Origin of the sequence: Paraburkholderia rhizosphaerae (assembly GCF_004366595.1) — a bacterium.
In the GTDB taxonomy this organism is placed as follows: Bacteria; Pseudomonadota; Gammaproteobacteria; order Burkholderiales; family Burkholderiaceae; genus Paraburkholderia; species Paraburkholderia rhizosphaerae.
Genome location: NZ_SORE01000002.1, coordinates 380,075 through 405,573 on the forward strand (window position 1 = coordinate 380,075; position 25,499 = coordinate 405,573).

20 protein-coding genes and 1 riboswitch are annotated in these 25,499 nt (G+C 64.1%); of the genes, 9 read left to right on the plus strand and 11 right to left on the minus strand.

Translation table 11 applies throughout. The annotated features are described in order from the left end of the window. The first annotated feature begins 1 nt into the window (after nt 1). The 4 genes from BX592_RS03855 (at nt 2) to BX592_RS03870 (ending at nt 6,248) form a co-directional block, all read left to right on the plus strand. Nucleotides 2–2,122, plus strand: a complete 2,121-nt coding sequence (locus BX592_RS03855; RefSeq protein ID WP_134190315.1) for a peptidase domain-containing ABC transporter — start codon at nt 2–4, stop codon at nt 2,120–2,122. Further along, nucleotides 2,115–3,446 (plus strand): TolC family outer membrane protein, encoded by a 1,332-nt coding sequence (locus BX592_RS03860; RefSeq protein WP_134190316.1) that lies wholly within the window; start codon nt 2,115–2,117, stop codon nt 3,444–3,446. The genes BX592_RS03855 and BX592_RS03860 overlap by 8 nt, the downstream gene beginning before the upstream one ends. 113 nt (nt 3,447–3,559) lie before the next feature. Beyond that, nucleotides 3,560–5,272, plus strand: a complete 1,713-nt coding sequence (locus BX592_RS03865) for an IlvD/Edd family dehydratase (protein WP_134190317.1) — start codon at nt 3,560–3,562, stop codon at nt 5,270–5,272. Nucleotides 5,273–5,315: 43 nt separating this feature from the next. Continuing rightward, complete coding sequence (locus BX592_RS03870) at nt 5,316–6,248, plus strand: dihydrodipicolinate synthase family protein (RefSeq protein ID WP_243849285.1); 933 nt, start codon at nt 5,316–5,318, stop codon at nt 6,246–6,248. A gap of 54 nt (nt 6,249–6,302) precedes the next feature. Here BX592_RS03870 and BX592_RS03875 read toward each other — a convergent pair whose 3' ends face one another. The 5 genes from BX592_RS03875 to nirB form a co-directional block, all read right to left on the minus strand. Continuing rightward, complete coding sequence (locus BX592_RS03875) at nt 6,303–7,460, minus strand: CmpA/NrtA family ABC transporter substrate-binding protein (protein ID WP_134190318.1); 1,158 nt, start codon at nt 7,458–7,460, stop codon at nt 6,303–6,305. Between the two features lie 10 nt (nt 7,461–7,470). Beyond that, complete coding sequence (locus tag BX592_RS03880; protein WP_134190319.1) at nt 7,471–8,046, minus strand: ANTAR domain-containing response regulator; 576 nt, start codon at nt 8,044–8,046, stop codon at nt 7,471–7,473. A gap of 73 nt (nt 8,047–8,119) precedes the next feature. Then, complete coding sequence (locus BX592_RS03885) at nt 8,120–10,810, minus strand: nitrate reductase (RefSeq protein ID WP_134190320.1); 2,691 nt, start codon at nt 10,808–10,810, stop codon at nt 8,120–8,122. 34 nt (nt 10,811–10,844) lie between these two features. Next, a complete protein-coding gene (gene nirD / locus BX592_RS03890) occupies nt 10,845–11,174 on the minus strand; it encodes a nitrite reductase small subunit NirD (RefSeq protein WP_134190321.1) in 330 nt (109 codons plus the stop codon). A gap of 25 nt (nt 11,175–11,199) precedes the next feature. Next, nucleotides 11,200–13,632 carry a nitrite reductase large subunit NirB gene (nirB, locus tag BX592_RS03895; RefSeq protein ID WP_134190322.1) on the minus strand — a complete coding sequence of 811 codons (2,433 nt, stop codon included), beginning with the start codon at nt 13,630–13,632 and terminating at the stop codon, nt 11,200–11,202. A 470-nt stretch (nt 13,633–14,102) separates the two neighbouring features. On the opposite strand from nirB, the gene BX592_RS03900 reads away from it, so the two are divergent. Together BX592_RS03900 and BX592_RS03905 are read left to right on the plus strand one after the other, a co-directional pair. Beyond that, on the plus strand, nt 14,103–15,335 hold the full coding sequence (locus tag BX592_RS03900) for a dienelactone hydrolase family protein (RefSeq protein ID WP_134190323.1): 1,233 nt from the start codon (nt 14,103–14,105) through the stop codon (nt 15,333–15,335). A gap of 48 nt (nt 15,336–15,383) precedes the next feature. Beyond that, nucleotides 15,384–15,824 carry a hypothetical protein gene (locus BX592_RS03905; protein WP_243849287.1) on the plus strand — a complete coding sequence of 147 codons (441 nt, stop codon included), beginning with the start codon at nt 15,384–15,386 and terminating at the stop codon, nt 15,822–15,824. Nucleotides 15,825–15,992: 168 nt separating this feature from the next. Here the strand turns inward: BX592_RS03905 and BX592_RS03910 are convergent, their stop codons facing one another. Further along, nucleotides 15,993–16,625 (minus strand): histidine phosphatase family protein, encoded by a 633-nt coding sequence (locus BX592_RS03910; protein WP_134190324.1) that lies wholly within the window; start codon nt 16,623–16,625, stop codon nt 15,993–15,995. A 74-nt stretch (nt 16,626–16,699) separates the two neighbouring features. Next, nucleotides 16,700–16,884, plus strand: a riboswitch (cobalamin riboswitch). Between BX592_RS03910 and BX592_RS03915 the strand changes: the two genes are divergently transcribed. Beyond that, entirely contained in the window at nt 16,870–17,097 is a 228-nt protein-coding gene (locus tag BX592_RS03915) for a CbtB domain-containing protein (protein ID WP_134190325.1), read from the plus strand. It overlaps the preceding riboswitch by 15 nt. Nucleotides 17,098–17,111: 14 nt before the next feature. Beyond that, the gene (locus BX592_RS03920; RefSeq protein WP_134190326.1) at nt 17,112–17,855 is read left to right on the plus strand and encodes a CbtA family protein; all 744 of its coding nucleotides are present in this window, start codon (nt 17,112–17,114) and stop codon (nt 17,853–17,855) included. A gap of 49 nt (nt 17,856–17,904) precedes the next feature. On the opposite strand, the gene BX592_RS03925 is transcribed toward BX592_RS03920, so the two are convergent. Continuing rightward, on the minus strand, nt 17,905–18,852 hold the full coding sequence (locus tag BX592_RS03925) for a LysR family transcriptional regulator (protein WP_134190327.1): 948 nt from the start codon (nt 18,850–18,852) through the stop codon (nt 17,905–17,907). Between the two features lie 100 nt (nt 18,853–18,952). Between BX592_RS03925 and BX592_RS03930 the strand changes: the two genes are divergently transcribed. After that, on the plus strand, nt 18,953–19,897 hold the full coding sequence (locus BX592_RS03930; protein WP_134190328.1) for an AEC family transporter: 945 nt from the start codon (nt 18,953–18,955) through the stop codon (nt 19,895–19,897). A 37-nt stretch (nt 19,898–19,934) separates the two neighbouring features. Here the strand turns inward: BX592_RS03930 and BX592_RS03935 are convergent, their stop codons facing one another. From BX592_RS03935 to BX592_RS03950, 4 genes are all read right to left on the minus strand, one after another. Beyond that, entirely contained in the window at nt 19,935–21,179 is a 1,245-nt protein-coding gene (locus BX592_RS03935; protein WP_134190329.1) for an NAD(P)/FAD-dependent oxidoreductase, read from the minus strand. Between the two features lie 361 nt (nt 21,180–21,540). Then, on the minus strand, nt 21,541–21,867 hold the full coding sequence (locus BX592_RS03940; RefSeq protein WP_208327840.1) for a 2Fe-2S iron-sulfur cluster-binding protein: 327 nt from the start codon (nt 21,865–21,867) through the stop codon (nt 21,541–21,543). 135 nt (nt 21,868–22,002) lie between these two features. Next, a complete protein-coding gene (locus BX592_RS03945) occupies nt 22,003–23,172 on the minus strand; it encodes a VIT1/CCC1 transporter family protein (RefSeq protein WP_134190330.1) in 1,170 nt (389 codons plus the stop codon). A 144-nt stretch (nt 23,173–23,316) separates the two neighbouring features. Continuing rightward, nucleotides 23,317–25,398, minus strand: a complete 2,082-nt coding sequence (locus tag BX592_RS03950; protein ID WP_134190331.1) for a sigma-54-dependent Fis family transcriptional regulator — start codon at nt 25,396–25,398, stop codon at nt 23,317–23,319. Between the last annotated feature and the right edge of the window lie 101 nt (nt 25,399–25,499).

Consider the following 25,499-nt stretch of genomic DNA (forward strand, 5'->3'; position numbering starts at 1 on the left):
CGTGCGCATCATCTACCAGAACGAAGTGGCCGAATGCGGCTATGCGTGCCTTGCGATGGTGCTGTCCAATCTCGGACGTGCGACCGAGGTGCGCGAGCTGTCCGCGTTCAGGCCAATTTCGTCGAATGGCCTGTCGCTGATGGACCTCTACGACGTGGCCGTCGAGTTCGGTCTCGCGGTGCAGGCGTATCGTTTCGATGCGGCCGCGGATCTGCATTCGATTGCGTGCGGCGCGATCCTGCACTTCGGTGGCGCGCATTTCGTCGTGTTCGAGAAATGCGGCCGTGGCCATGTGCAGGTCATCGACCCCGCTGCCGGCAGAAGACGAATCTCGATCGAAACGTTTGTAGCGAACGTATCGGGCTATCTGCTTGAATGTACGGCGACACCGGCGCTGCCGCGTATTCGCGCGAAATCGCGTATTCCGGCGGCGCTTGCGCGCGTGCGGATGCTCAATCCGATGCTTGGCGCGCAGCTTGCGAAGGTGCTGTTCGTCGCGCTCGGTAGCCAGTTCGCGATTCTGGCGATGCCGTATCTGGGCAATCTCGTGCTCGACTATGTGGTGGCCGCGGACAATCTGAACCTGCTGAGCGTGTTGGTGCTGACGTTCGGCAGCATCTTCGCGGCCGGTGCATTGAGCCAGTACGTCCAATCCACGCTTGTCGAACTGATGCACGGTTGTGTTCGGATCAATTCCACCGAAGGGCTGATTGGCCACCTGCTGCGTAATCCGATGTCGTGGTTCGAGAAGCGGCACGTCGGCGATGTATTCGCGCGCGTGAAGGCGCAGGACGAGATTAGCGCGTACGCAACGCGCACCGTCACCTCGCTGTGCATCGATGTGACGGTCGGCCTGCTCGCACTCGGCTTGATGCTGATGCAAAGCCGGCGTCTGACGCTGGTCGCGCTCGCGATGTTTGCGATCTACGTCGCGGTTGCACTGGCGATGTTCGCGCGGATGCGCGACACGCATGCGCTAGTGGTCGAACGCTCGGCGCGCTGTGACGATGCGTTGATCGAAACCATCCGTGCCGCGTCGCTCGTCAAGCTTGCGCAGGGCGAAACGCGCCGCACGGCGCTATTCATGACGAAGTATAAGGAGTACATCGCGGCGACCTTGTCGAGCGCAAGGCTGACCAATACGCGCGATGCGATCCTGAAACTCATCAACTATGCGGACACGATTGCGATTACATGGTTCGCCGCGCGCCTGATGTTGAGCGGGACGGTTTCCGTCGGCGTGTTCTATTCGTTCCTGATCTACAAGTCGCTGCTTTCCGAGCGTTTCGCGCATGCGATCAACTCATGCTTTGCGTACCTGATGTTAAGCGTGCCGGCCGCGCGCGTCGCCGACATCGCGGACTGCGAAGTGGAACGCTATACGCCGCTTGAAGACACGCTACGTGCGGCGGAAGTGCGCGATTTCCGGCGGATCGACGTACGCGACGTGACGTTCCGCTACGGCGTATCGGACCAGCCGGTGTTGAAAAACGCGAACATCGCTATTTCCCGCGGCGACAAGATTGCGATTGTCGGCCCGTCGGGCAGCGGCAAGTCGACGTTGTTCAAGCTGCTGTCGGCCGCGGAGCCGCTGCAGGAAGGGCACATCGCGCTAAACGGCATCGACTGGCGCAATCTGAGCGTCGATGAAATTCGCCGCCATGCCGCGCATATGCGGCAAGGCGATCTGATCCTGCATGGCTCGATTGCCGACAATGTGTCGCTGTTCGCTGCGAGTGTCGATGAAGAGCGCGTGCATGCCACGCTTGCCGCAGTCGGTCTGCTCGACGACGTGATGCGTTTGCCGATGCGTACACGTACGGTGATCAGCGACACGATTGCGAATATATCCGCGGGTCAGCGGCAGCGTCTGCTGCTTGCGCGTGCGTTATATCAGCAGCGCAGCGTGCTGCTGCTCGACGAGCCGACGTCGAATCTCGATCCGGCGTCGGTCCGGCACATTGCCACGCTGCTGCGGCAACTGGACTGCACGGTCGTCGTGATCACGCACGACCTGACGCTGGCGGCGGCCTTCGAGATTCGCTACCGGCTACACGACGGGGCGTTGCTGCGAGAGACGGCGGATGGTGGAAGTCTCGCGATGGAGCTTGCCCATGGTTAAGCGCTATCTGGCGATCTGCGCGTACGTAGCGATGCTGATGGACAGCGGCGCTGCACAGTCGGCGGACCTGCTGTCGGTCGTCGAACAGGCAGTTGACCACGACGCCGCCGTTGCGCAGGCTCGCGCTTCGTACGACGCTGCGCGCCAGGCGGTGCCCGCGGCGCGGGGCGCGCTGCTGCCGCAACTGTCGGGCGGCTGGGGGCGCGGCTACAACCGCATCGATACGCAGGACTTCCCGCGCAGCACGTACTGGCAGAGCGGCTGGACCGTCAGCCTGACGCAGCCGCTGTTCGACTGGACACGCTGGACCGCGTATCAGCAAGCCGGCGTGATCGAAGCGCGCGGCGCCGTCGAATTCGGCGGCGCGCGTCAGGCGTCGATGCTGCGCGCGGCAAAAGCGTATTTCGACGAACTCGCCGCGGAAGACGATCTGCGTCGCATCGATGATTACCTTGCGGCCATCGATGTCGAACTGGAGCAGTTGCAGCGCCGGCGCAACGCGGGCGAGGCGACCATCATCGACATGCGCGAAGCACAAACGCTGCGTAGCGAAGTCTATTTGCAAAGACGTGCGGCGCAGAATGCGCTGCAAACGAAGCGTCGCGCGCTCGAACAGGTGACCGGCGCGCCCTTTGAGCCGCTGGTACGGTTGAAAGGCTCGATGACATTTCCGGCTGCTACGCCCGCTGACCCGGACGTATGGGCCGAGCAGGCGCGAGAGCATGGTTTCCAGGTGCAGATGCGGCAGCTCGACTGGCAGATTGCGCAATACGATGTCAGCAAAGCGCAAGCGGCGCATTATCCGGTCGCAGGCGTGACGGCGAGCTACACGCCTGCGGGCGCGGCGGCAGGCTACGCACGGCCTACGACCACGACGACTGCGATGTTCACGGTGACGATACCGATTTTTTCCGGCGGCGAAACGCAGGCAAAAGTCAGGGCGTCCACGGCACTCGAGGATAAAGCGCGCAACGGCTTGCTGTCGGCGCAGCGCGACGCCGAAGCAGCCGCGCGCGACAGCTTTGCGCGCTATGAAGCGGGCCGCGAACGGACCAGCATGCTGATCGACTTTGTCGCAGCGTGCCTAGACACGCTTACGGCCACGCAAGCAGGTTACAGAGTCGGAAGCCGTACCAGCACGGACGTATTGCGCGCGATGAATGCGCTTTACGGCGCGCAGCGCGACTTGCGTGCCGCGCGGTACGACACGATCGTCGCGCTATTGCAACTGAAGGCTGACACCGCGACGCTCGATACCGACGATATAACGGCGATAGGCACGTTGCTGATGGCGCAAAGCCCGGGCAACGACACACCGCAGTAAGGGATAACGCGAACTCCGGCGCGCGGGCAGCCGCTGCCGGCGCGGGCACCGATGCGGTAAGCTGAGCACTTGCCGCGATAGACGGCACCCACAAAAGAGACACTGGAGGCGACATGCGCAAGCTCCGCTCGCAGAGCTGGTTCGGCAGGGACGACAAAGATGGTTTTATCCATCGGTCGTGGATGAAGAATCAGGGTATCCCGCACGACGAATTCGACGGCCGGCCAGTGATCGGCATCTGCAATACGTGGTCTGAACTCACCCCATGCAACGCGCATTTCCGTGAACTCGCCGACTATGTGAAGCGCGGCGTGCGCGAAGCCGGCGGTCTACCGCTTGAATTCCCGGTGATGTCGCTGGGCGAAACCAATTTGCGACCCACCGCGATGCTGTTTCGTAATCTTGCGTCGATGGACGTCGAAGAATCGATTCGCGGCAATCCGATCGACGGTGTGATTCTGCTGGTCGGGTGCGACAAGACCACGCCGGCGCTACTGATGGGGGCGGCGTCGTGCAATCTGCCTGCACTCGCGGTATCGGGCGGCCCAATGCTCAATGGCCGTTTTCGCGGCGGCACGCTCGGCTCGGGCACCGGGGTCTGGCAAATGTCGGAGGAAGTGCGCGCGGGCACGATGACGCAGCACGAGTTTGTCGAAGCCGAGTCGTGCATGAACCGCTCGCGCGGCCACTGCATGACGATGGGTACCGCTTCGACGATGGCGTCGATGGTCGAATCGCTCGGCATGGGCCTGCCGCACAATGCGGCGATTCCCGCCGTCGACGCGCGCCGCCAGGTGCTCGCGCATCTGGCCGGGCGCCGCATCGTCGAGATGGTGCGCGACGATCTGACGATGGACAAGATCCTGACGCGTCAGGCTTTTGAAAACGCGATCCGCACGAATGCGGCGATCGGCGGCTCGACAAACGCGGTCGTGCACCTGCTGGCGATTGCGAAGCGCATCGGCGTCGAGTTGACGCTCGAAGACTGGGAGCTCGGGTCCGAGGTGCCGTGCCTGGTGAACCTGCAGCCGTCGGGCGAATTCCTGATGGAAGATTTCTATTACGCAGGCGGGCTGCCTGCGGTATTGCGGCAACTCGGCGAACAGGGGCTATTGCATCGCGATGCGTTGACCGTCAATGGCAAGACGATCTGGGACAACGTGCGCGACGCGCCGAACTATAACCAGCAAGTCATTACGACTTTCGCCGAGCCTTTCAAACCGCACGCGGGCATTGCGGTGCTGAAAGGCAACCTCGCGCCGAATGGTGCGGTGATCAAGCCGTCGGCGGCCACCGAGTCGCTGCTCAAGCATCGCGGCCGCGCGGTCGTGTTCGAAAACGTCGAGGAATTGCATGCGAAAGTCGACGACGATTCGCTCGACATCGATGAAAACTGCGTGATGGTGTTGAAGGGGGCGGGGCCGAAGGGCTATCCGGGATTCGCGGAGGTCGGCAATATGCCGTTGCCGAAGAAGGTGCTGCAAAAAGGCATCACCGACATGGTGCGGATTTCGGACGGCCGCATGAGCGGCACCGCGTACGGTGCGGTGGTTTTGCACGTGTCGCCGGAGGCCGCGGCCGGCGGTCCGCTGGCGCTCGTGCAGACCGGCGACATGATCGAGCTCGATGTGAAGGCGCGGCGCCTTCATCTCGAAGTGTCCGACGAAGAGCTCGACCGTCGTCGTGCCCAATGGCAGGCGCCCGAATTGCCGAAGCGCGGCTATTACCGGCTTTATGTCGAACACGTGCTGCAGGCCGATCAGGGCGCGGACCTCGACTTCCTCGTGGGTGCGAGCGGCGCGCCGGTGCCGCGCGAATCACATTGACCGGCATTGCGCAATGTGCCTTGAACGTTGAGCGGCGCGATCGATGACTGCTGCGACCGAAACGCCATTTTCGCCGGCGGGCATGTGGCCTGTGTTGTACGCGTATTTTGACGCGCACAACACGCTCGATCGCGACGCGATGCGCCGGCAAGTCGAGGCGACGATCGCGGCGGGCGCGCGCGGCATCGTTATCCTCGGACTTGCGACCGAGGTAAATCGGCTGTCGCTCGATGAGAAGTATTGCGTAATCGACTGGGCGGCGTCGGATATCGCGTCGCGCGTGCCGTTGGCGGTCACCGTCACCGGCGATAGCGTGGATGCACAAGTGGCATTGGCAGACTACGCGGCGACGCGTGGCGCGACGGGCCTGATCCTGCAACCACCATCGATGCGTGACCAGCCGGAGTCGTTCTATTTCGACTTCTTTGCAGAGGTGATGCAGCGCACGTGCTTGCCGACCGGGATTCAGAATGCGCCGGAGTATCTGGGTGTCGGCCTGTCCGGGCAGTCGATCGTCGCGCTTGCCGGGCAATGCCCGGAGTTTCGCTGGCTGAAGGGCGAGGGGCCGGCCGTGACGATTCGCGCGACTATCGATAGCCTGCGTACGCTCGGTCATCCTTTGCCGGTGTTCAACGGTAGAGGCGGGCAGGAGCTGGTCGATAATCTGCGCGCGGGCTGCGCAGGTCTGATCGTCGCGCCGGATACGTTCGACTGGCAGGCTGCTATTTACGAGGCGTTTGCGGAAGGCGACGTGGCGCGCGCGGAAAGCTTGTACACGCAACTACTGCCGGCCATTGTGTTCGTGATGCAGTCGCTCGATACGCTGACGTGTTACGGCAAGCGCATCGCTGCATGGCGGATGGGGTGGGACGTCGCGCACGATCGCGGCGTGGCGCCGACGCCATTCGGGCTGGAATGTGCGAGGCGATTCGCGGCAAACCTCGGGGCATTCGCTGACCGGCGGCAGGCACGTTAGCGGGGCGTGCGGTGCACGGCGTCGCCGTCGAACGGCTGCATGAACGGCTGCGTTTTACTCACGCCGTATCGCAAACGTATCGGCATAACCCGCCGGGTTCGCACCGTCCCACACGCGCCCATCGATGAACACCTGCGGCGTTTGAAGTTCCGGCACAGTCACGCCCACATGTCGCGCCGCTTCGCGATACAACTCAGTCTGATTGATCCGCGCCGCAATCTCCGCATAATCGTCGCGCCTGTCAATCATCCCCCAGCGCTGGTATTGCGTCAGAAACCACACACCATCGTCCGGCCACGGATAGTTCACATGTCCGCCCGCAAAGAACCGCACCGGCAAGCGCGTCGCATGCACGGGCTCACCCTGCAAGCGCGGCGCGATCATCTCAGCCGGCACGCCGATAAATTCCGGCTGCGCGAGACGCCGCGCAATTTCCGCGCAATGCCCGTCCTCATCGAGCCACCGGCACGCTTCCAGCATCGTCTGCACGAGCGCGCGCGACGTGTTCGGAAAGCGGCTCACGAAATCGCGCCGGCATGCGAGCACCTTTTCCGGATGATCCGGCCAGATCTCACTGCTGTACACGACTGTCGCGCCGACACCTCGAGCCTGAGCAACCGCATTCCATGGCTCGCCGACGCACAGGCCGTCCAGCTTGTCCTGCGCAAGCGCATCGACCATTTGCGGCGGCGGAATCACGACGCTTTCAATATCTCGCAACGGATGAACACGTTGCGCGGCGAGCCAGTAATACAGCCACATCGCGTGCGTGCCGGTCGGGAAGGTTTGCGCGAACACGGGCTTTCGGCCCAGTGTGGCGAGCGCCTCAGCCAGCGTGCGATGCGAGCCGAGCGCTTCGGTCAGGCGGCGCGACAATGTGATCGCCTGGCCGTTGCGGTTCAGCACCATCAGCACGGCCATATCGGTTTGCGGCCCACCGAGGCCCAGCTGGACGCCATACACGAGACCATACAGCGCGTGCGCGGCATCGAGATCGCCGGAAATCAGCTTGTCGCGCACCGCGGCCCACGATGGCTGGCGGACCAGTTCCAGCGTGAGTCCATGCGCGTGACCGAATTCGTATAGCTTCGCGGCAACGAGCGGTGCGGCGTCGCTGAGCGCGACGAAGCCGACACGCAGATGCGTCTTTTCGAGCCCGCTTTGCGCCGGGCGCGCTGCGTCCGGCCGGTTGGGTTGTTCAAGTTGAGTCATGGGCGGCCCATCATTCCGGCAAGCCTGCCGACGCGACGATCTGGCGCGCGACATCGACAAGTTTGATGCTCTGGTCCATCGCGCGCTTGCGCAGCGTCGCGTACGCGGCGTTTTCGGTCATCTTCTGACGCTCCATCAGCACGCGTTTAGCGCGATCGATCAGCTTGCGTTCGGCGAGTTCGTTTTCGGCCTGCGCAAGCCGTTCACGTAGTTTCGATTCCTGCGCGAAACGCGCGAGCGCGACTTCGAGAATCGGTGCGAGACGTTCGGTAGCGAGACCTTCGACGAGATATGCGGTCACGCCCGCATCGACCGCGTCGCGAATCAACTGCTGGTTGCCGTCGTTGCTGAACATCAGCACCGGTCGCGGCGCGGTCGCGTTCATCACCGCGAGCTGCTCGAGCGTGTCGCGCGAAGGCGATTCGGTATCGATGATGATCACGTCTGGCCGTTCGCTGGCGACGGTCTGGTGCAGCGCATGCGGTGTCGCCGTGCCGGCCAGCATCTCGTAGCCGAGTTGCGCGAGGGTTTCGCGCAACTCGCCGATGGGCTTGTCGGTGTCGGTGACCAGCAGTACACGCAGCATGTTGTTCCAGTTCGGGTCTTCGGCAGCGCGCGGCGGCGCCTGATTTCGCTTCGCTTCACATCAGTCCGCGACATCAGCCCGCGACGGCAGCGGTCTCGACGAGCCGCTTCAGTTCCGGCACGCACGAGCCGCAGACGGTGCCGCAACCGAGCTTTGCTTTCAGTTCGGGCACGCCCGCGCCGTTCGCAATGGCTTCGTTGATACGGGACTCCTTCACCTGCGTGCAACTGCACACGACACGGTCGCGCACCGCCGGTTCGACGCGCAACGCCGCGAACGCGGCGAAGCGCGGGCCGCTCCAAGGCTGCGCGTCGCGCAATTTTGCCAGCAATGCGGCGCCGTTGCCGGTGTCGCCCGCCAGCGCGAAACCGTCGAGCATGTTGTCGCGCCAGATCGCTCGCCTGTCAAGCCCGCGCCGAGCGTCGCGGTACTCGAGCGTATCTTCGCCGGCCGGCATCACGAGCGCGGCGTGCACGCGCTCGAGCCACCCTTGCGGCGCGCTGGTGTGCGCAGCGCGCAAAACCAGCAGATCGTCGGCATCGAGCGTGACCGATGCATACGCGCACTCCTTTAACAGCGGTTGCAGCGCGGCCTGCAACGCGAGCGCGTCGCCGCGGCGTGCGGCGATCATCCGCCACGGCAGCTCGGCACGTTCGACGCGCACCGCGGCGTGCTTCAGTTCCGGCTGCTTCGACTGCGGGTCGACGGCCGCGAGCGTCGTTTCGTTGATGCCCCCGCTCGCGGCGAATTGCCCGTTCCAGTGCATCGCGGCGAACACCGCGCCGGACCGCACATCGTCGGAGATCTGCAGCGGCAGCACCAGCGCGCCGCGCCGGCTCTTCACCTGCAAAAGGTCGCCTTCAGCGAGGCCGCGCCGCGCAGCGTCGCCCGGGTGCATCGTCAGCGACGCCTCGGGCGTGTGCGAGAACAGCTTCGCGACGCGGCCCGTGCGGCTCATGCCGTGCCACTGATCGCGCAGGCGGCCCGTTGTCAGACGGAACGGGTAGCGCGCGTTGACCTCGTCGGCGACCGGCAGATATTGCGTCGGATGAAAGCGCGCGCGGCCGTCCGGCGTCGCGAACTGCCCATCCGTATAGCGGCGCGCCGCACCGGCCGCGGCGCCGGCTGGATACGGCCATTGCTGCGGACCGGCTTCGTCGAGCAGCGCGTAGCTGATGCCGCCGATATCGAGGTCGCGTCCGGTGGTCAGCGCGCGATGCTCGTCAAACACCGCTTCGGTCGTATCGAAGCCGAACATCCGCGGCTCGCGCGACAGCCGCTCTGCAATGCGGCGCGCGACTTCGTTCGCGATCCACCAGTCCGGCTTCGCGTCGCCGGCGGGTGCGACCGCGGCCCGCACTCGCGTGATGCGGCGCTCCGAGTTGGTGACCGTGCCGGCTTTTTCGCCCCAGCTCGCGGCGGGCAGCAGTACGTCCGCATACGGCACCGTATCGGTCTGCATGAACGCATCCTGCACGACGACGAATTCGGCGTTATCGAGTGCTTCGCGCACCTTCGCGATGTCCGGCATCGAATGCACGGGGTTCGTGCACGCGATCCAGATCGCCTTGACCTTGCCGGCGCGCACCGCGTCGAACATGTCGACGGCGGGCAAGCCCGGCGTCGCGGACAGACGCGCGACATCGTCGAGACCCCAGAACCGCGCGACCTCTTCGCGATGCGCGGCATTGCCGATGTCGCGATGCGCGGCGAGCATCGTCGCCATGCCGCCGACTTCGCGGCCGCCCATCGCATTCGGCTGGCCGGTCAGCGAAAACGGACCGGCGCCGGCGCGGCCGATCTGCTGTGTCGCGAGATGCAGGTTGATCAGCGCGAGATTCTTGTCGGTGCCATGGCTCGACTGGTTCAGTCCCATGCAGTACAGCGACAGCGACGCGGGGCTTGCGCCGAACCATTCGGCCGCCTGCAGCAGGTCACGCTCGGCGATCCCGCACAGCTCGGCGGCGACGCGCGGTGTGAACTCGCGCACCAGCGCCTTCAATTCCGCGAAACCGGTTGTGTGCGCATCGATATATGCGCGATCGATCAGACCTTCCCAGATCAGGTGATGCAGCATCCCGTTGAAGAGCGCGACATCGGTACCGGGTTCGATCGCCAGATGCAGATCCGCCATCGCGGCGGTATCGGTGCGGCGCGGATCGACAACGATCCAGCGGATATCCGGATTAGCGGCCTTCGCTGCTTCAAGCCGGCGAAACAGGACCGGATGCGCCCACGCCATATTGCTGCCGGCGAACAACACGGTCTGTGCGTGTTCGAGGTCTTCGTAGCAGGTCGGCGGGCCATCGGCGCCCAGCGCCATCTTGTACCCGGTGACTGCGCTCGACATGCACAGCCGCGAGTTCGTATCGATGTTGTTGGTGCCGATCAGGCCTTTCGCGAGCTTGTTGAAGACGTAATAGTCTTCTGTCAGCAACTGGCCGGATACATAAAACGCGACCGCGTCCGGGCCGTGCTCGGCGACTATATCGGCAAAGCGCTGCGCGACCGTGTCGAGCGCTTCATTCCACGGCACCGTGTGGCGCGGCTCGTTGCGCTGCGTGCGCAGCGCCGGTTGCAGCAGGCGGCCGGTTTCGCTGCGCGCGCTATCCGCAAGCGACAGGCCTTTGCTGCACAGCTTGCCGAAATTCGCCGGATGATCGGGGTCGCCCTGCACGCCGGTGATGCGTCCGTCTTCCGCTTCGATCAGCACGCCGCAGCCGACGCCGCAGTAACAGCAGGTGGAACGGGTGACGGTTTTCATCGGATCGAACCTCCTCGCTGCGATTGCCGTTTAGCTATTCGAGGCACAGATACACCGAGCCGTCCGCGTCGACGCGCACCGGAAAGTGGCGCGCGCAACCTTCGTCCGGCGCTTTCGCGACGCCGCTCGCGAGATCGATATTCCACGCGTGCAGCGGGCAAGTGACGCTCTCGCCATGCACGATGCCGAGCGACAACGCGCCGCCCTTATGCGGGCAACGGTCGAGCAGTGCATACACGTTGTCCTGCGCGGTGCGAAACAGCGCGATATTGCCGCCCGCGCGTTCGAGCACGCGGCTGCCGAGTTTCGGAATATCGGCAACGGTGCAGATGCGCGTCCACGCGCGAGTGACTTGCATATCCATGGTCATGTTTCCTGTGATCGGACCGTCAGGCCACGACTTTGAGCGGGATGTATTCGTTCTTCTGCGTGCCGCCGATGCGCGCTTCCCACGGATCGGGCAGCCCTTCGAGCGAGTACAGCAGCCGTTCGTACAGCGCCTTGCGGCTTGCCGCGTCGTCGACCACCTTCTGCTTCACATAGTCGAGGCCGACGCGTGCGATGTAGTGCACGGTGCGATCGAGGTAGTACGCTTCTTCGCGGTAGAGTTGCAGGAACGCACCGGTGTACTCCTTCACTTCATCGGCGGTCTTCACCTTCACGAGGAACTGCGCAACCTCCGTCTTGATCCCGCCATTGCCGCCGACGTACAACTCCCAGCCGCTGTCGACCGCGATCACTCCGACGTCCTTGATGCCCGCTTCCGCGCAATTGCGCGGGCAGCCTGACACGGCGAGCTTGGTCTTGTGCGGCGACCACATATTCGCGAGCATCGTCTCGAGATCGATGCCCATCTGCGTGCTGTTTTGCGTGCCGAAGCGGCAGAATTCGCTGCCTACGCACGTTTTTACGGTACGGATCGATTTACCGTATGCGTGGCCGGACTTCATGCCGAGGTCTTTCCACACATTCGGCAGGTCTTCTTTCTTGATGCCGAACAGGTCGATACGCTGACCGCCCGTCACCTTCACCATCGGCACGTGGTATTTGTCGGCGACATCCGCGATACGGCGCAGTTCGGCGGAGTTCGTTACGCCGCCTTTCATCTGCGGGACCACCGAGAACGTGTTGTCCTTCTGCACGTTCGCATGCACACGCTCGTTGACGAAGCGGCTTTGCGGATCGTCGACCGCTTCGCGTGGCCAGGTCGACAGCAGGTAATAGTTGATCGCCGGGCGGCAGGTCGCGCAGCCGTTCGGCGTGCGCCATTCGAGAAAGTCGTAGACTTCGCGATGCGTCAGCAGGTGATGGTCGCGAATTGCCTTACGCACTTCGCCGTGATTGTGGTCCGTGCAACCACACACAGCCTTGGTCTTCGGTGTTTCCTGGAAGCTCGAGCCGACCGTGCTCATCAGAATCTGCTCGACGAGCCCGGTGCACGAGCCGCACGAGCTCGATGCCTTCGTGTGCTTCTTCACATCGTCGAGCGTGAACAGGCCTTTCTCGGTGATCGCCTTGACGATCGTGCCTTTGCACACGCCGTTGCAGCCGCACACTTCGTCGCTGTCGGCCATCGCCGCTGCGCGGCTTTGCCCTTGCACGCCCGCGTCGCCGACGCTCGATTCGCCGAACATGATGTGATCGCGCAGCTCGCCGAGCTTGCGGCCTTCGCGCAGCAGCTTGAAGTACCACGCGCCGTCGGCGGTATCGCCATACAGGCACGCGCCGACCAGTTGATCGTCGCGGATCACGAGCTTCTTGTACACGCCGCCCGCCGGATCGGACAGCACGATTTCTTCGGTGCCTTCGGCGCCCATGAAGTCGCCGGCCGAAAAGAGGTCGATACCGGTTACTTTCAGTTTGGTCGACAGCACCGAGCCCTTGTAGCTGCCGATGCCCATCAGCGCGAGATGGTTCGCTGCGACCTTTGCCTGCTCGAACAGCGGCGCGACCAGTCCGTATGCAATGCCGCGATGGCTCACGCATTCGCCGACCGCGTAGATACGCGGATCGTAGGTCTGCAACGCGTCGCTCACGACAATGCCGCGATTGCAATGCAACCCGGCCGCTTCGGCAAGGGCCGTGTTCGGCCGGATACCCGCGGCCATCACGACCAGATCGGCCGCGATCGTGCTGCCGTCGCTGAAGACCACGCCGGACACTTCACCCGCATCGTTGCCGGTGATCTCCGCAGTCGCCTTGCTGAGCAGGAATTTGAGCCCGCGTGTCTCGAGCGAGCGCTGCAGCAGCTTGCCGGCGGCCGCATCGAGCTGCCGCTCGAGCAGCGTTTCGGCGAGGTGCACGACCGTCACTTCCATGCCGCGCAGCTTGAGTCCGTTGGCGGCTTCGAGCCCGAGCAGCCCGCCGCCGATCACCACCGCGTGACGCTTCACGGTGGCCGCGTCGATCATCGCCTGCGTATCGTAGATGTCGCGATACGTGATCACGCCCTTCAGCTTGTTGCCGGGCACCGGCAGGATGAACGGCGTCGAGCCGGTGGCGATCAGCAAGCGCTCGTACGGCGCTTCCGTGCCATCGGTCGCGATCACCTTGCGGCGCACGCGGTCGATCTTTTCGACGGTTTTGCCCAGATGCAGATGAATGCCGTTCTGCTCATACCACTCGATCGGGTTGAGCACGATGTCGTTGAACGACTGCTCGCCGGCCAGCACCGGCGAAAGCAGGATACGGTTGTAGTTCGGGTGCGGTTCGGCGCCGAAGACCGTGATGTCGTAATGATCGGGTGCGATCGTCAGCAATTCTTCGAGCGTGCGGATGCCGGCCATGCCGTTGCCGATGACGACGAGTCGGGGTTTGCTCATGATGTCCGTTCTGCCGAGGTATCGCGCAGCGGGTGTCAGAACCCGATGCGACACACGTCGAACGCCATTGCCCGACCGGTATCGGCTACCGTTCCCGCCGCGCGCCGGAATGTGCGCGTCGTCGCGAAACGGCTGCCAGGTAGTGCGCGGACCGCCGCCGCCAGATCGCGCATGCGGGTCCCGCCTGATGCCGCCCTGCGTCGTTGCAGGAGGCGAGAGCCTTTAAGCAACGGTCATGCCATTCAGCAGCAAAACCCGGAATCCTTATAGGGCAAAGGATTGCGCGCACCCGAAGCCGTTTCATATTGCACCGCAGCAGTGCGCGCAGACATGAATGCACCGATTTAGCGCGATGCCGCGCTGATGCGATGCTCGCCTGATTTCTATTTGCTTTCGCCGGGAATAAGCGCCGGCAGCGGACGTTCTGGAGACCTGGTGGCTCTCCGCGGCACGGAACCGTGCGAAACAAGATGGACCATTTCATTGAAATTGCTGCGAGCCATGGCCAGAGCTTTACAGGCTATATCGCATTGCCCACGCAGGATTGCGCGCCGGGCGTCGTGCTGCTGCACGATACCTTCGGCATCGACGAACATACCAAAGCGATCGCCAGACGCTATGCCGAGGAAGGGTATCTGGTGGTCGTACCCGATCTCTACTGGCGGCTGTCGCCGCGCGCGTCGTTCAGCCGGCGCGGCGACGGCGACACGCACGCGCATGACTATGAGCGGCGCCTCGACCTCGAGCACGCGCTCGACGACATCAACTCCACCTTCGAGGCGCTGCGCGAATATCCGGCCCATCGCGGCAAGGTCGGCGTGCTCGGCTTCGGACTCGGCGGCAAGCTGGCGGTGCTCGCGGCCGCGCACACCGACGTCGATTGCGCGGTCGGCTACTGCGGCGCCGCGCTAGAAGGGTATTTGCATGAGGCCCGGCATTTGCGTTGTCCGCTGGTGCTACATCTGGCCGGGCGCGTGGCGTCCGCCAGCGAGACGCTCGTGCGTGGAAAAATCCGCGCGGCGTTCGAGTACCGGCCGGGCGTGTCGATCTACGAATACGAGTGCGGCGAGTCGTTTACGGTGCCCGGCCCGGGGTTCGACCGGACCTCGGCGTCGCTGGCGTATTCGCGCTCGCTGTCGCTGCTGAAGAAAACGATGGGGCCGATCTACGGGATCGAGCGTGTGTGGAAGCGGCACACGTATCACAAGTACGTGACGCGCGACGCGGATGCGGTGATGGAAACGATGGTCGCCGATCCGTACTTCAACGACGTGCCGACGATGACCGGCGCGATCGGCCACGAGTCGCTCAGGCGGTTCTACATCGAGCAGTTCATGTACTCGATTCCGCCGGACGCGCGGCATGTGCCGGTATCGTTTACGGTCGGCACGGACCGGATCGTCGACGAATTCGTGATGGGCTGCACGCACACCTGCGAAATGCACTGGATGCTGCCGGGCATCGAGCCGACCGGCAAGTACTTCGAAGTCGCGATGGTCGCGGTGATCTGCTTTCGCGGCGACCGGATCGATAATTTGCATGTCTATTGGGACCAGGCGACGGTGCTTGCGCAAATCGGCAAGCTCGACGCCGAAGGTCTACCGGTGGTGGGTATCCAGTCCGCGCGCAAGGTGCTCGATATTGCGCGGCCGAGCGATTCGTTGCTGCCGGGCATGAGCGGTGCCGACGACAAGCGGGGGTGAGCGCGGTAGGCTATGTGGCGTTGCCGGTCGATTCCTGCAGGGGCGCGCATGGGCACTAATACGATCGTATCGCTGACCGTCGCCGGGGTGCTGGCGGTGGGCCCGTTCGCCGCGTCGATGGCGATGGCGGCGGGTGACGTTTGCGGGACGTTGTCCGGCACGGATGCCGATGCGGCAAATGCCGCGAATGCCGCGAATGCCGCAAGCGGTGCGAGTCCCGTCAGCGGCTTCCATGTCCGCGAAGGAGAGCCGGTCAATCTGCTCACTGGAGGCAAAACCACGCCGGGCACGCTGCACGTATATGCCGATAACGGTGTGTATCGGCTCTACTGGCAGCCGGAGGGTCGCGTCGAACGTTATGTGCTCGCGAATGCGGGTCCGAACGCGGTCAGGCTGATCGCGATGCCGACGCAAGGCGTGCCCGCGCGCAATGGCGAACCCGGTACGATGCTCGCGCCGCAGCAGGTGCTGTCTTGTCCGATGCTGTGACGCACGCGCACGCGCACGCATACGCATACGCAGCTGTCGACCCATCCGGACTGACAGTGGTCGTGAGTTTTCCACGCGGATGCCGTCCGCGGCCTGCACGCCGGGTACGGCGTGGTGATCTTCGCGGTGGTCGTGACGATGCGAGGCTGCACGGTCACGCGCTCACGTTCAGATTGTTGGCGCGGCTTCGAGCGGCGCACCCGGCCACCATTTCCAGCTGTGCCGCGCATGGTGACGCAGTTCGATCGTCGTCAGCGGCGCGATTTCAATCTGCGTAAATGACGTGGCCGACGCACGCAGCACGTGAATCAGCGCGGCGCGCAGCACGGCCGCGTGAGTGATCGCGACGACGGTTCTGACGGTGCTATCAGTCGGGTTGACGCTGGTGGAGAGTGCGAGCTTGTCGAGCCAGATGCCCACGCGCGAGAGCACCATTTCAAACGATTCCCCGCCTGGCGGCGCCGCGGCGGGGTCGCGCAGCCACGCTTCGAGCGCGAGCGGCGCTTGCGTGGCGACATCGGCGATGCGCAGGCGTTGCCATTCGCCGTAGCAGGTATCCGCGAGTTCAGCCGCGACCGTCGCGGTCAGGCCAAGCGCGCGAGCGGTATCGCGTGCGCAGGCCGCGGGGCTCGTCAGCGCGTGCAGGTTGCGAACGCTTTCGAAGCGGATGCGCTCGCGCTGTGCATGCGCGTTCACTTCGGCGAGACCGCGCGCATCGAGCGGTTCGTCGTTGCCCGCGAACGTCGCGCTGCGTTGCGCGGCGGTCGACGCGTGGCTGATCAACCATAGTCGTGTCGGCATGTCGCTCCATCGTGGCGCGCTGTTTGTCATTGAGCGCCGTTTTACGGGGCCAGTGTGATCCTTTCAGGCGCCGCACAGTTTAGCGCGTAGAATGAGCGCTTACGCGAAGCGGGGAAGCCGGTGCAAGTCCGGCGCGGTCGCGCCACTGTAATCGGCCACATGGTGGTCGGAAGTCAGACCCACGCTTCGTGCCATTCCTGTTGCATCGACTATCGGGGCGCGTAACCCCAAGGAGATCTCCATCATGACCGACGCCGTTTTCAAGCCGCTCGACGCACTCGAGCCTGCCGCCGAGCCCACGCCTATTCCGCTGCGCGAACTGTTGCCGTGGGTTGTGTTCGGCGGTTTGCTGCTGTTGCTCGCACTGTATTTCGTCGGCGCCGAACAAGGCGCGACTTCGCTGATCCCCGGCATGTACGTGCACGAATTCGTTCACGACGGCCGCCATCTGCTCGGCTTCCCCTGCCACTGACGCAGGAGCAAACCATGGTAGGTAAATTGCTGGTGCGCGGGATGCTCGCAGGCATCGCCGCGGGGCTGATCACGTTCGGATTTGCCCGCGTAGCAGGTGAGCCGCAGGTCGATCAGGCCATTTCGTTCGAAGAGAAAGCCGACGCGGCGAAAGGCGAAGCGCCCGAGCCCGAACTGGTGAGCCGCGGTACGCAAGCGGGCGCCGGGTTGCTGACCGGCGTGCTCGTGTATGGCGCGGCGGTCGGCGGGCTGTTCGCGCTGACCTTCGCTTATCTGTACGGCCGCGTCGGCAAGACGAGCGCGCGTGCGCTGTCCGCGTGGCTCGCGCTCGGCGCGTTTATCGCGGTGGCGATCGTGCCGGCGCTCAAGTATCCGCCCAATCCGCCGTCGGTCGGTGACCCTGAAACGATCGGCTATCGCACCGGGCTGTACTTCCTGATGATCGTCATTTCGCTGACCGCGCTGGTGTTTTCGATGAAAGTGCGGCGTCATGCGGCCGCGCGTTTGGGTGCGTGGAATGGCGCGATCGTTGCGGGCGTGGTGTTCGTTGTGATTATTGCGGCGGTGCAGGCTGGCTTGCCGGATATCAACGAAGTGCCGGCCACGTTCCCGGCCGTCGTGCTGTGGAAGTTCCGCGTCGCGGCGCTTGGAATGCAGGCCGTGCTGTGGACTACGCTCGGTTTGCTGTTCGGCGCGCTCGCCGAACGCATGCAGCGCGTGCAGCGGGCTGCGCAAGCGGAGCACCGGTTGGCGGGCTGAGACGGCGCAGTGCACCTGTTGCTCAATGTGCTTGATACGGCGGTGTGCGCTAGACGGCGGCGCGTGCAGCAAGCGCGTGCGCGCCGCCTTCCGCCCCACGTTTCCCGCGGGACGCACCGCCAGGCGGCAGCTCGACCAGTTCAAGAAAGCGCGCAAGACACGGGTTGCCATTCGTCGGCAACCACACCAATACCTGAGAAATCGACGGCGCTTCGGTCAATGGCTTGAATACCACGTCAGAAAGCTGCGCCCGCTGCATCGACGCGGGTACCAGCGCGACGCCTGCCCCTTCGTCGACCAGACTCAACACGGTCTGCTGTAAGCGCACCTCGAAGCGCACGTCAGGTTCGAATCCGCTGGCGCGGCAATGCTCGACGATCGCCGCATGCAGGCCTTCACTGACCTCTCGTACCGCAATAACGAACGGCTCCCGCGCGAGTTGCGCGATGCGAAGCCGGCGCGCGCGGGCGAGTGGATGCCGGCGCGGCAGCGCGACGCACAGTGGTTCGGTCAGTAGCGTGCGCGCGGCGAGCGCGGGGTGCGGCGCGCCGGACAGCATGATCGCGGCATCGAGCCGTCCGTCGAGCACTTGCGGCGCAAGGTCGTTCGACACGATTTCCCGCAAATTCAACGTGACGTCAGGAAATGCTGCGCCGTAGCTGCACGCGTACGTCGGCAGCACGCTGTACGCGGCGCACATCGTGAAACCGATTGTCAGCTCGCCGCGTTCGCCGAGGACGGCCGCGCGTGCATTGCGGCCGGCCTGGTCGAGCGCCGCGAGAATTGCTTTCGCGTCGGCATAGAACCGCGTGCCGGCCGCGGTGAGCGTCACACTGCGCGAATTGCGCTCGATTAACGTAACGCCGAGCGACGCCTCGAGCGCCGCAAGCTGCCGGCTGAGCGGCGGCTGGGACAGATTGAGCCGTGCGGCTGCGCGGCCGAAGTGCCGCGTCTCGGCGAGCGTGACGAAATAGCGAAGCGGCTTGACGTCGATCATGATGCAAAAAAGGTATCGATAAGCGATTCATTCAGCATTGGATTGTATCGTTGTTCGCGCTTACGCTGACGACCTTCCGACTCTGCGCCGCGCGTCTTCGATGCTGTCCACGCTTGAAATCCTGATTCCTGTCTTCGCGTTGATCTTCGCTGGCTTTGGTTGCCGGCGGCGCAATCTGCTTGGCCCGACCGCCGCGTCCGAACTTAACCGTTTTGTCGTGTGGCTTGCGTTGCCCGCGCTGCTGTTCGACACGATGGCGCACTCCACCTGGCATCAACTCGATCAGCCGGGTTTTGTCGCGACCATTTCGATTTCACTCGCGGTGGTGTTTATCGGCGTGCTTGCGGTGCGCATCGTGCAGGGGCGCCATCTGGCCGACGCGAGCGTCGATGCGATTGCGGCGTCGTATCCGAATACCGGTTACATCGGCTTTCCGCTCGCGATGATCGTGTTCGGCAACGCAAGCCTCACGCCGACGACGATTGCAACGATCCTCGTCGCGTGCGTGCTGTTCGCATTGGCCATCGTGCTGATCGAAACCGGTTTGCAGACCGAGCGCGCGCCGCACAAACTCGGTTTCAAGGTGCTGCGCTCGCTGGCGAAAAATCCGCTGATCGTGTCGCCGATCGCGGGCGCGGTGGTGGCGGGCTTGAACTGGACTTTGCCGCACAGCGTCGACACGTTCCTGAAGTTGCTGAGCGGCGCGGCGAGTCCGTGCGCACTGGTGAGCCTCGGTCTTTTCCTGGCCGGGAAGCGGCCGGCGGGCGATGGACGCAACACATCGTTCGTCTTTACCGCGATCAAGCTCGTCGTGCAGCCGGCGCTCACGTGGTGGATAGCGTCCCGTGTGTTCGCGCTGCCCGCCGACACCGTGGATATCGCGGTACTGCTGGCCGCGCTGCCGACCGGCACCGGGCCGTACATGCTTGCCGAATTCTATCGGCGCGAGGCCCACGTCACTTCGCAGACCATTCTCTTCTCGACGCTGGCGTCGCTCGTGACGCTGTCGATGCTATTGCTGATCATGCAGCGGCACGGCATCTGAACTTTTCATCGACGCCGGTCTGCCGCATGCCGGCGCGTTAGTTGAACCGTTCGGCGCGATAGGGCCGTGGATCCGTGAACGGCGTCGCGCCGGTGATCATTTCGGCAAGCAGGCGGCCGGTGACCGGCCCAAGCGTGAGCCCATGATGGTTGTGGCCGAAGGCGAACCACAAGCCGCTGTGTCGCGGCGCCGGGCCGATCACCGGCCGCATGTCGGGCGTACACGGCCGCATGCCGAGCCATGGCTGCGCATCGAGCCGTTCACCGATACCGAACGCCGCGCGGGCGAGCGGTTCCACACGTGCGAGCTGGATGCCGGTGGGTGGCGTATCGCGCATCGCAAGCTCCGCGCCGGTGGTGACGCGCAAACGGTTGTCTTCCATTGGCGCGACCACATAACCGCGTTCGATATCGATGACGGGCACCGACAACGGCGTGCGCGTCGGCCGATAGTGCATGTGGTAGCCGCGCTTTACACGCAACGGAATGCGATACCCGAGCGGCCCGAACACGATATCCGACCATGGGCCGAGCGCGATCACGACGTCTCGCGCGCTGACGCGTCCGGATTCTGTCTGGACGGTCCATGCGCCGCTTTCGGCGCGTAGCGTCGCCGCATCGCCGTTGATCGTCACGCCGCCAATGCTTTCAAACAGTCGCGCGTAGCTTTTTACCAGCGCGCCTGGACTGCGCACGCTTTTCGGATCGCGCCAATGAAGACCGCCGCACAGGCTTTCGCCGATGCCGGGTTCACGCGCGTGTAGCGCGGTTGCATCGAGCGTCTCGACATGCAGCCCATGTTCGCGCGCGGCGGTTTCGGCGGCTGCACGTTTTTTGTCGAGCGCTGCTTGCGTGCGGTACGCCTCGATCCAGCCGCCGTCGTGCACCAGATCGGCCGCGCCGGCGCGCGCGATCAGCGCATCGTGCTCGGCGATGCACGCACTGATCAGCGGCAACATATCGTGCGCGGCGGCCGCATGGCGTCCCGGCGCGGATTCCCACCAGTAGCGCATCAGCCATCCGGCGTAGGAGGGCAGCGCTTTGTAGTCCCAGTAAAGATCGGTCGAGCGGTTGCGCGCATAGCGCAGCAATGTGCCGAAGCTGCGTGGAAAACCATACGGAACGATCGATGAACGCTCGATCAGCCCGGCGTTGCCGAAGCTCGTTTCTTCACCCGGGGCGCGCCGGTCGACAAGCGCGACACGCTGCGCGCGGTCCTGCAGGTGCACAGCCGTTGACACGCCGACGATGCCGGCGCCCAGAACGATAACGTCGAAGTCCATACGGGTTTGGGGGTGTTGGATAGTGTGGAGTCCGGCTCGTCGCGATGCGGATTGCCCAACGATTATAGGGGACCGCGGTTTCGCTCGACGAGCGATAGCCTCGCACGAGACTACGCGACGAGTGCATTTCAGAGGTTTCGATGGTTAACGCGCGCGATGTCCGAGATTGCGGATCGCTGTGGAATACGACATGCATCGGTACTCTGCACTTCATCTGCTACGTGTGCCGTTTTCTTAGGCGATCAGGATCGCTAAAAAGAAAATTCTTGAGTCTACGGTGGCAGAGATGTCGCTGTGAAGTACCAACCAGTCTGATCGGTTGATCGGTTGCTCGCGATGCGCGCCGCGGGCATCGCGCGAATCAAATCTCCTGCACGCCCGACACCTCGAGCACGAGGTCGCTTTCGGCAATCGCGACGCACGGCAGGATATAGCCTTCCGCCTTTTCCTCCGCGCTGACGCCCGGCCATTCAATCTGATAACGCACGCCGCCCGAGGTCATCTTGCACATGCAGGTGCGGCACGTGCCGTTGCGGCACGAACGTGGGAGCCGCAAACCGGCGAAGCCCGCGGCTTCGAGCACGGTTAACGAATCGGGTGCGTCGAACGAGCGTCCGAGCGGCTGGATCAGTACGGTAAACGTTGCGTCAGGTTCGAGCATTGCAATCGATTGGTCTGCAAACAGCATCGCGCAGCCCATATGTGCCGCACGAGGGCAAAGGTCAAGCGTAGCGGAGTTTAATGGAAAAGGTGGGCGCGACGCCGCGTAGCGCGCGCTTTGGCCACGCGAAGCGCACGCACGCGGGCGCGACATGCAAAGCGATCAGGAAATCGACACGCCGAGCAGACGACCAACCCCAAACGTAAACGCGGCCGCGATCAAACCGATCACGATCTGCCGAAACGCGGAGAAAGCGGCGCTGCGCCCATTGAATAGCGACGTGAACAGGCCGACCGCCGCGAGGCCGAGTGCGCTCAACGCAATGCACTGCGCGATCGCGGCGCTGCCGTGCGTCCACAGAAACGGCAGTACCGGAAAGATCGCGCCCAGCGAAAACAGGCAGAACGATACCCCGGCGGCGGACCACGGATTGCCGCCGAGTTCCGCCGGGTCGATGCCTAGTTCTTCGCGCGTCAGCGTGTCGAGCGCTTTCTGCTTGTCGCGCATGATCTGCGCGGCGACGCGTTTCGCCTCGGCAGGGTCGATACCTTTCGCCTCGTAAATCAGCGCGAGTTCGCGACGCTCGGCGTCCGGAGCGTGCTCGAGTTCGTCCGCTTCCTTGGCGATCTGCGTGCGTGCAAGCTCGCGCGCGTTCGTCACCGACAGCCATTCACCGAGCGCCATCGAGCACGCGCCCGCAATCAGGCCGGCGAGGCCGGTTAGCGTGATCGCGTGGGTGCTGGTGCCCGCGCCCGCGACGCCCATGATCAGGCAGAAGTTCGATACGAGGCCATCGTTGGCGCCGAGTACCGCGGCGCGCAGATCGTTGCCCGACGCGACACCCTTGTGCCATGCCTCCGCCTGTACGGCAGGCGTCGAAGCAGCAGGCGCGCGGTGTCGCCGCACGCGCGTGCTCATTAGCGTCGTCGCACGCTGGATGTCTTGCGCGACCACCGCCTCCATCACCGCGGCGTGCCGCTGCTCGTCAGCGGAAAGCTGCGCGGCATCCGGTTGGTGCGCGTACTTGTCGCGATCCGCAGTCTCGGCGGCGGCGAGCGCAGGTAGGACGAACGACGGCCCAAGCGTATGGATCAACCCGCGCATCAGGTGCGTCTTTGCGCTCAGGTGGTGCGCTCGCACATGCACGCCGCTTGCACATAGCTTCTCGAGCCAGATGTTCGCGTGCTCGCGTTCCGAATTGGCCAGTTGCATGAAAACGGTGCGGCGCGCCGGGTCCTTTTCGACGCGCGCGAGCGTGTCGTATAGCGCGGCGCTGTCGAGTTCGTCGGCTAGATTGGTACGGAATCGTTTGAGTTCGTGACGCGTGGCCATCGTTGAGCGCGTGCGAGAAGAGGTTAACCGGAAGCTTACCTTGGGAATGTCGCTCACACCGGGCGCAACCGGACGATTCAATCGGTGTGCGACGCCAAAACTGCCGCACGCGACGGCGGCACCGGCATCGGGCCGCGAGTGCGGTCAGTGTGCTGCGCGCATGCGCAGATAACGGTAGACGGTGTTGCGCGCGAGCCCCAGTTCACGCGAAGCCGCGGAAATATTGCCGCCATGCCGCGCGAGGGTCTGCTCGATCAGCGCCGTTTGCCATTCGGTCATGCGTGCGGGCGAACGCGGGGTGGCGCGGGCGGCGCTGGCTCCTATCGATACCGCGTCGTCTGAGTCAGCGTTGATGCCGGTGCCAGCCGGTAGGGCCTGGTCCGTTTGTCTGCTGATTTGCGGTTGCGCGGCTGCGTGTTCATCGAGGAAGTCTTCCGGCAGATGCTCGATGCGGATAGCGTCAGCCCCTTCCGCCATGATGCCGGCCGTGCGCAGTACGTTCGACAGTTGCCGCAGATTTCCGGGCCAGCGGCAGCGTACGAACAGTTCTAGCACCTCCGGGCTGACGTGAGACGGCGTCCCGGTTTCGTCGCGTTGCTGCTGCGCGAGTATCTTTTCGACCAGCGCCGCGAGGTCGGTCCGCTCGCACAGTGCCGGCAGCGTGACCGTGAGTCCGTTGATCCGGTAATACAGGTCTTCGCGGAAAGTACCGGCGTCGATCATTTCGCGCAGGTTGCGGTGAGTCGCGCAGACGATCCGCACATCGACCGGAATCGCGCGCGAGCCGCCCAGCGGTACGACTGAACGCTCCTGCAACACGCGCATTAGCCGGACTTGCTGCGCGAGCGGCATGTCGCCAATTTCATCGAGAAAGAGCGTGCCTGAATCGGCCTGCACAATTTTGCCGATGCTGCCGCGTTTGCGCGCACCGGTAAATGCGCCATCCTGATAGCCGAAGAGTTCGGCTTCGATCAGCGTATCCGGTAGTGATGCGCAGTTCAGCGCGACGAAGGGCGCCGCGCGCCGCGGAGACTCGTGATGAAATGCGCGGGCGAGCCATTCCTTGCCGGTGCCGGTCTTGCCCAGCACGAGCAGCGGAATGTCGCGGCCGCCTATTTTTTGGACACGGCGCAGCACGTCCGCCATCTTGACATCACCGGTATCGAGATCCGCGAAGGTTACCGCGCGCTGCGCGTGCGGCGTGACGGTACCGTCCGTCGCGAGGCGATCCGCCGCGTGCGCAGTCGCTCTTTGCTGCGTACGGCTGCCGGAACCGGCTTCGACGAACGTCGGACGCACGCGGCATTCGGCACGCGCGACGACTCGCACCCCGCTTGGCAGAGTCAGCGTCATGCATTCGCCCGGCGCGCGTTCCGCGTGCTGGATGAGCGCGGCGAACGGCGTGCCGAACAGCGCGTCGAACGGATGCCGGTCGAGTACCGCAAGCGGCCGCCCGAACTGGAACAATGCGCTGCGATTCGCGGCCAAAAACCGGCCGTCGGGCGCAAACGCGGCCAGGCCCTCGAATAGCGTTCCGACAAACTCGGCGCGCGCATGGAAGCGCACGCGCACCGCGTCGGCAAACTGATTCGAGAACAGGTGGTTTTCGATGATTTGCGCGGACATCCGCACCAGCGCGAGCGTGTGCTTATGAAAGCCACGGGTGTCGCCGCTGACGTCGAGTGTGCCGATGGTTTTGCCGTACGGGTCGGCGATTGGCGCGCACGAGCAGGTCAGGATACGGTTCGCATGCAGAAAGTGCTCGCCGCCGTGAACCACCGTCGGCCGCTTGTCGGCCAGCGCGGTGCCGATTGCGTTGGTGCCGCGGTCGGCTTCGGCCCATGACACGCCCGCATACAGCGCAACGCGCCGCGCCTTTTCGACGAAGTCGCTGTCGCCCAGGCTGTGCAGGATCACGCCATTGGAGTCGGTGAGCAGCACCATGCTTTGCGTATCGACGATCTGCGCGTGCAGCGTTTCCATGACCGGCAGCGCATGCGAGTAGAGCGACCGATTGCGTTCGACGAGATCCAGCAGCAGGTTGTGCCGAAGCGGATGGAAGTCCGGCGCCTCATGCGTGCGCAGGCCGAAGTCGCGCGATCGTGCATGGGCCTGCGCAATGACCTCGAGTTGCGCGCCGGGTTGACCGACAGCGAGAGGAGGATTCACAGACTTGTCTCCGTTGGAATGCGAAACCTGCACCGCGCGAGCGGCTGGCTTCGTCATGGTGTGCTGCCATTTATCTGGCACTGCAGCATGCCGCCAAGGGGCGAACGGTCATCTTACAGGACGTCGCCGAGACTCGGCACGGCCAAAAGCCTGTATTC

What these genes read in the sequence shown, in the direction of transcription:
- BX592_RS03860 (WP_134190316.1), top strand. Translation starts at nt 2,115, where the DNA reads ATGGTTAAGCGCTATCTGGCGATCTGCGCGTACGTAGCGATGCTGATG.
- BX592_RS03920 (WP_134190326.1), top strand. Translation starts at nt 17,112, where the DNA reads ATGGTAGGTAAATTGCTGGTGCGCGGGATGCTCGCAGGCATCGCCGCG.
- BX592_RS03950 (WP_134190331.1), bottom strand. Translation starts at nt 25,398, where the DNA reads ATGACGAAGCCAGCCGCTCGCGCGGTGCAGGTTTCGCATTCCAACGGA.
- BX592_RS03875 (WP_134190318.1), bottom strand. Translation starts at nt 7,460, where the DNA reads ATGACTCAACTTGAACAACCCAACCGGCCGGACGCAGCGCGCCCGGCG.
- BX592_RS03905 (WP_243849287.1), top strand. Translation starts at nt 15,384, where the DNA reads ATGGGCACTAATACGATCGTATCGCTGACCGTCGCCGGGGTGCTGGCG.
- BX592_RS03880 (WP_134190319.1), bottom strand. Translation starts at nt 8,046, where the DNA reads ATGCTGCGTGTACTGCTGGTCACCGACACCGACAAGCCCATCGGCGAG.
- BX592_RS03945 (WP_134190330.1), bottom strand. Translation starts at nt 23,172, where the DNA reads ATGGCCACGCGTCACGAACTCAAACGATTCCGTACCAATCTAGCCGAC.
- BX592_RS03930 (WP_134190328.1), top strand. Translation starts at nt 18,953, where the DNA reads ATGCTGTCCACGCTTGAAATCCTGATTCCTGTCTTCGCGTTGATCTTC.
- nirD (WP_134190321.1), bottom strand. Translation starts at nt 11,174, where the DNA reads ATGGATATGCAAGTCACTCGCGCGTGGACGCGCATCTGCACCGTTGCC.
- BX592_RS03925 (WP_134190327.1), bottom strand. Translation starts at nt 18,852, where the DNA reads ATGATCGACGTCAAGCCGCTTCGCTATTTCGTCACGCTCGCCGAGACG.
- BX592_RS03865 (WP_134190317.1), top strand. Translation starts at nt 3,560, where the DNA reads ATGCGCAAGCTCCGCTCGCAGAGCTGGTTCGGCAGGGACGACAAAGAT.
- nirB (WP_134190322.1), bottom strand. Translation starts at nt 13,632, where the DNA reads ATGAGCAAACCCCGACTCGTCGTCATCGGCAACGGCATGGCCGGCATC.
- BX592_RS03910 (WP_134190324.1), bottom strand. Translation starts at nt 16,625, where the DNA reads ATGCCGACACGACTATGGTTGATCAGCCACGCGTCGACCGCCGCGCAA.
- BX592_RS03915 (WP_134190325.1), top strand. Translation starts at nt 16,870, where the DNA reads ATGACCGACGCCGTTTTCAAGCCGCTCGACGCACTCGAGCCTGCCGCC.
- BX592_RS03940 (WP_208327840.1), bottom strand. Translation starts at nt 21,867, where the DNA reads ATGCTGTTTGCAGACCAATCGATTGCAATGCTCGAACCTGACGCAACG.
- BX592_RS03870 (WP_243849285.1), top strand. Translation starts at nt 5,316, where the DNA reads ATGACTGCTGCGACCGAAACGCCATTTTCGCCGGCGGGCATGTGGCCT.
- BX592_RS03935 (WP_134190329.1), bottom strand. Translation starts at nt 21,179, where the DNA reads ATGGACTTCGACGTTATCGTTCTGGGCGCCGGCATCGTCGGCGTGTCA.
- BX592_RS03900 (WP_134190323.1), top strand. Translation starts at nt 14,103, where the DNA reads ATGGACCATTTCATTGAAATTGCTGCGAGCCATGGCCAGAGCTTTACA.
- BX592_RS03885 (WP_134190320.1), bottom strand. Translation starts at nt 10,810, where the DNA reads ATGAAAACCGTCACCCGTTCCACCTGCTGTTACTGCGGCGTCGGCTGC.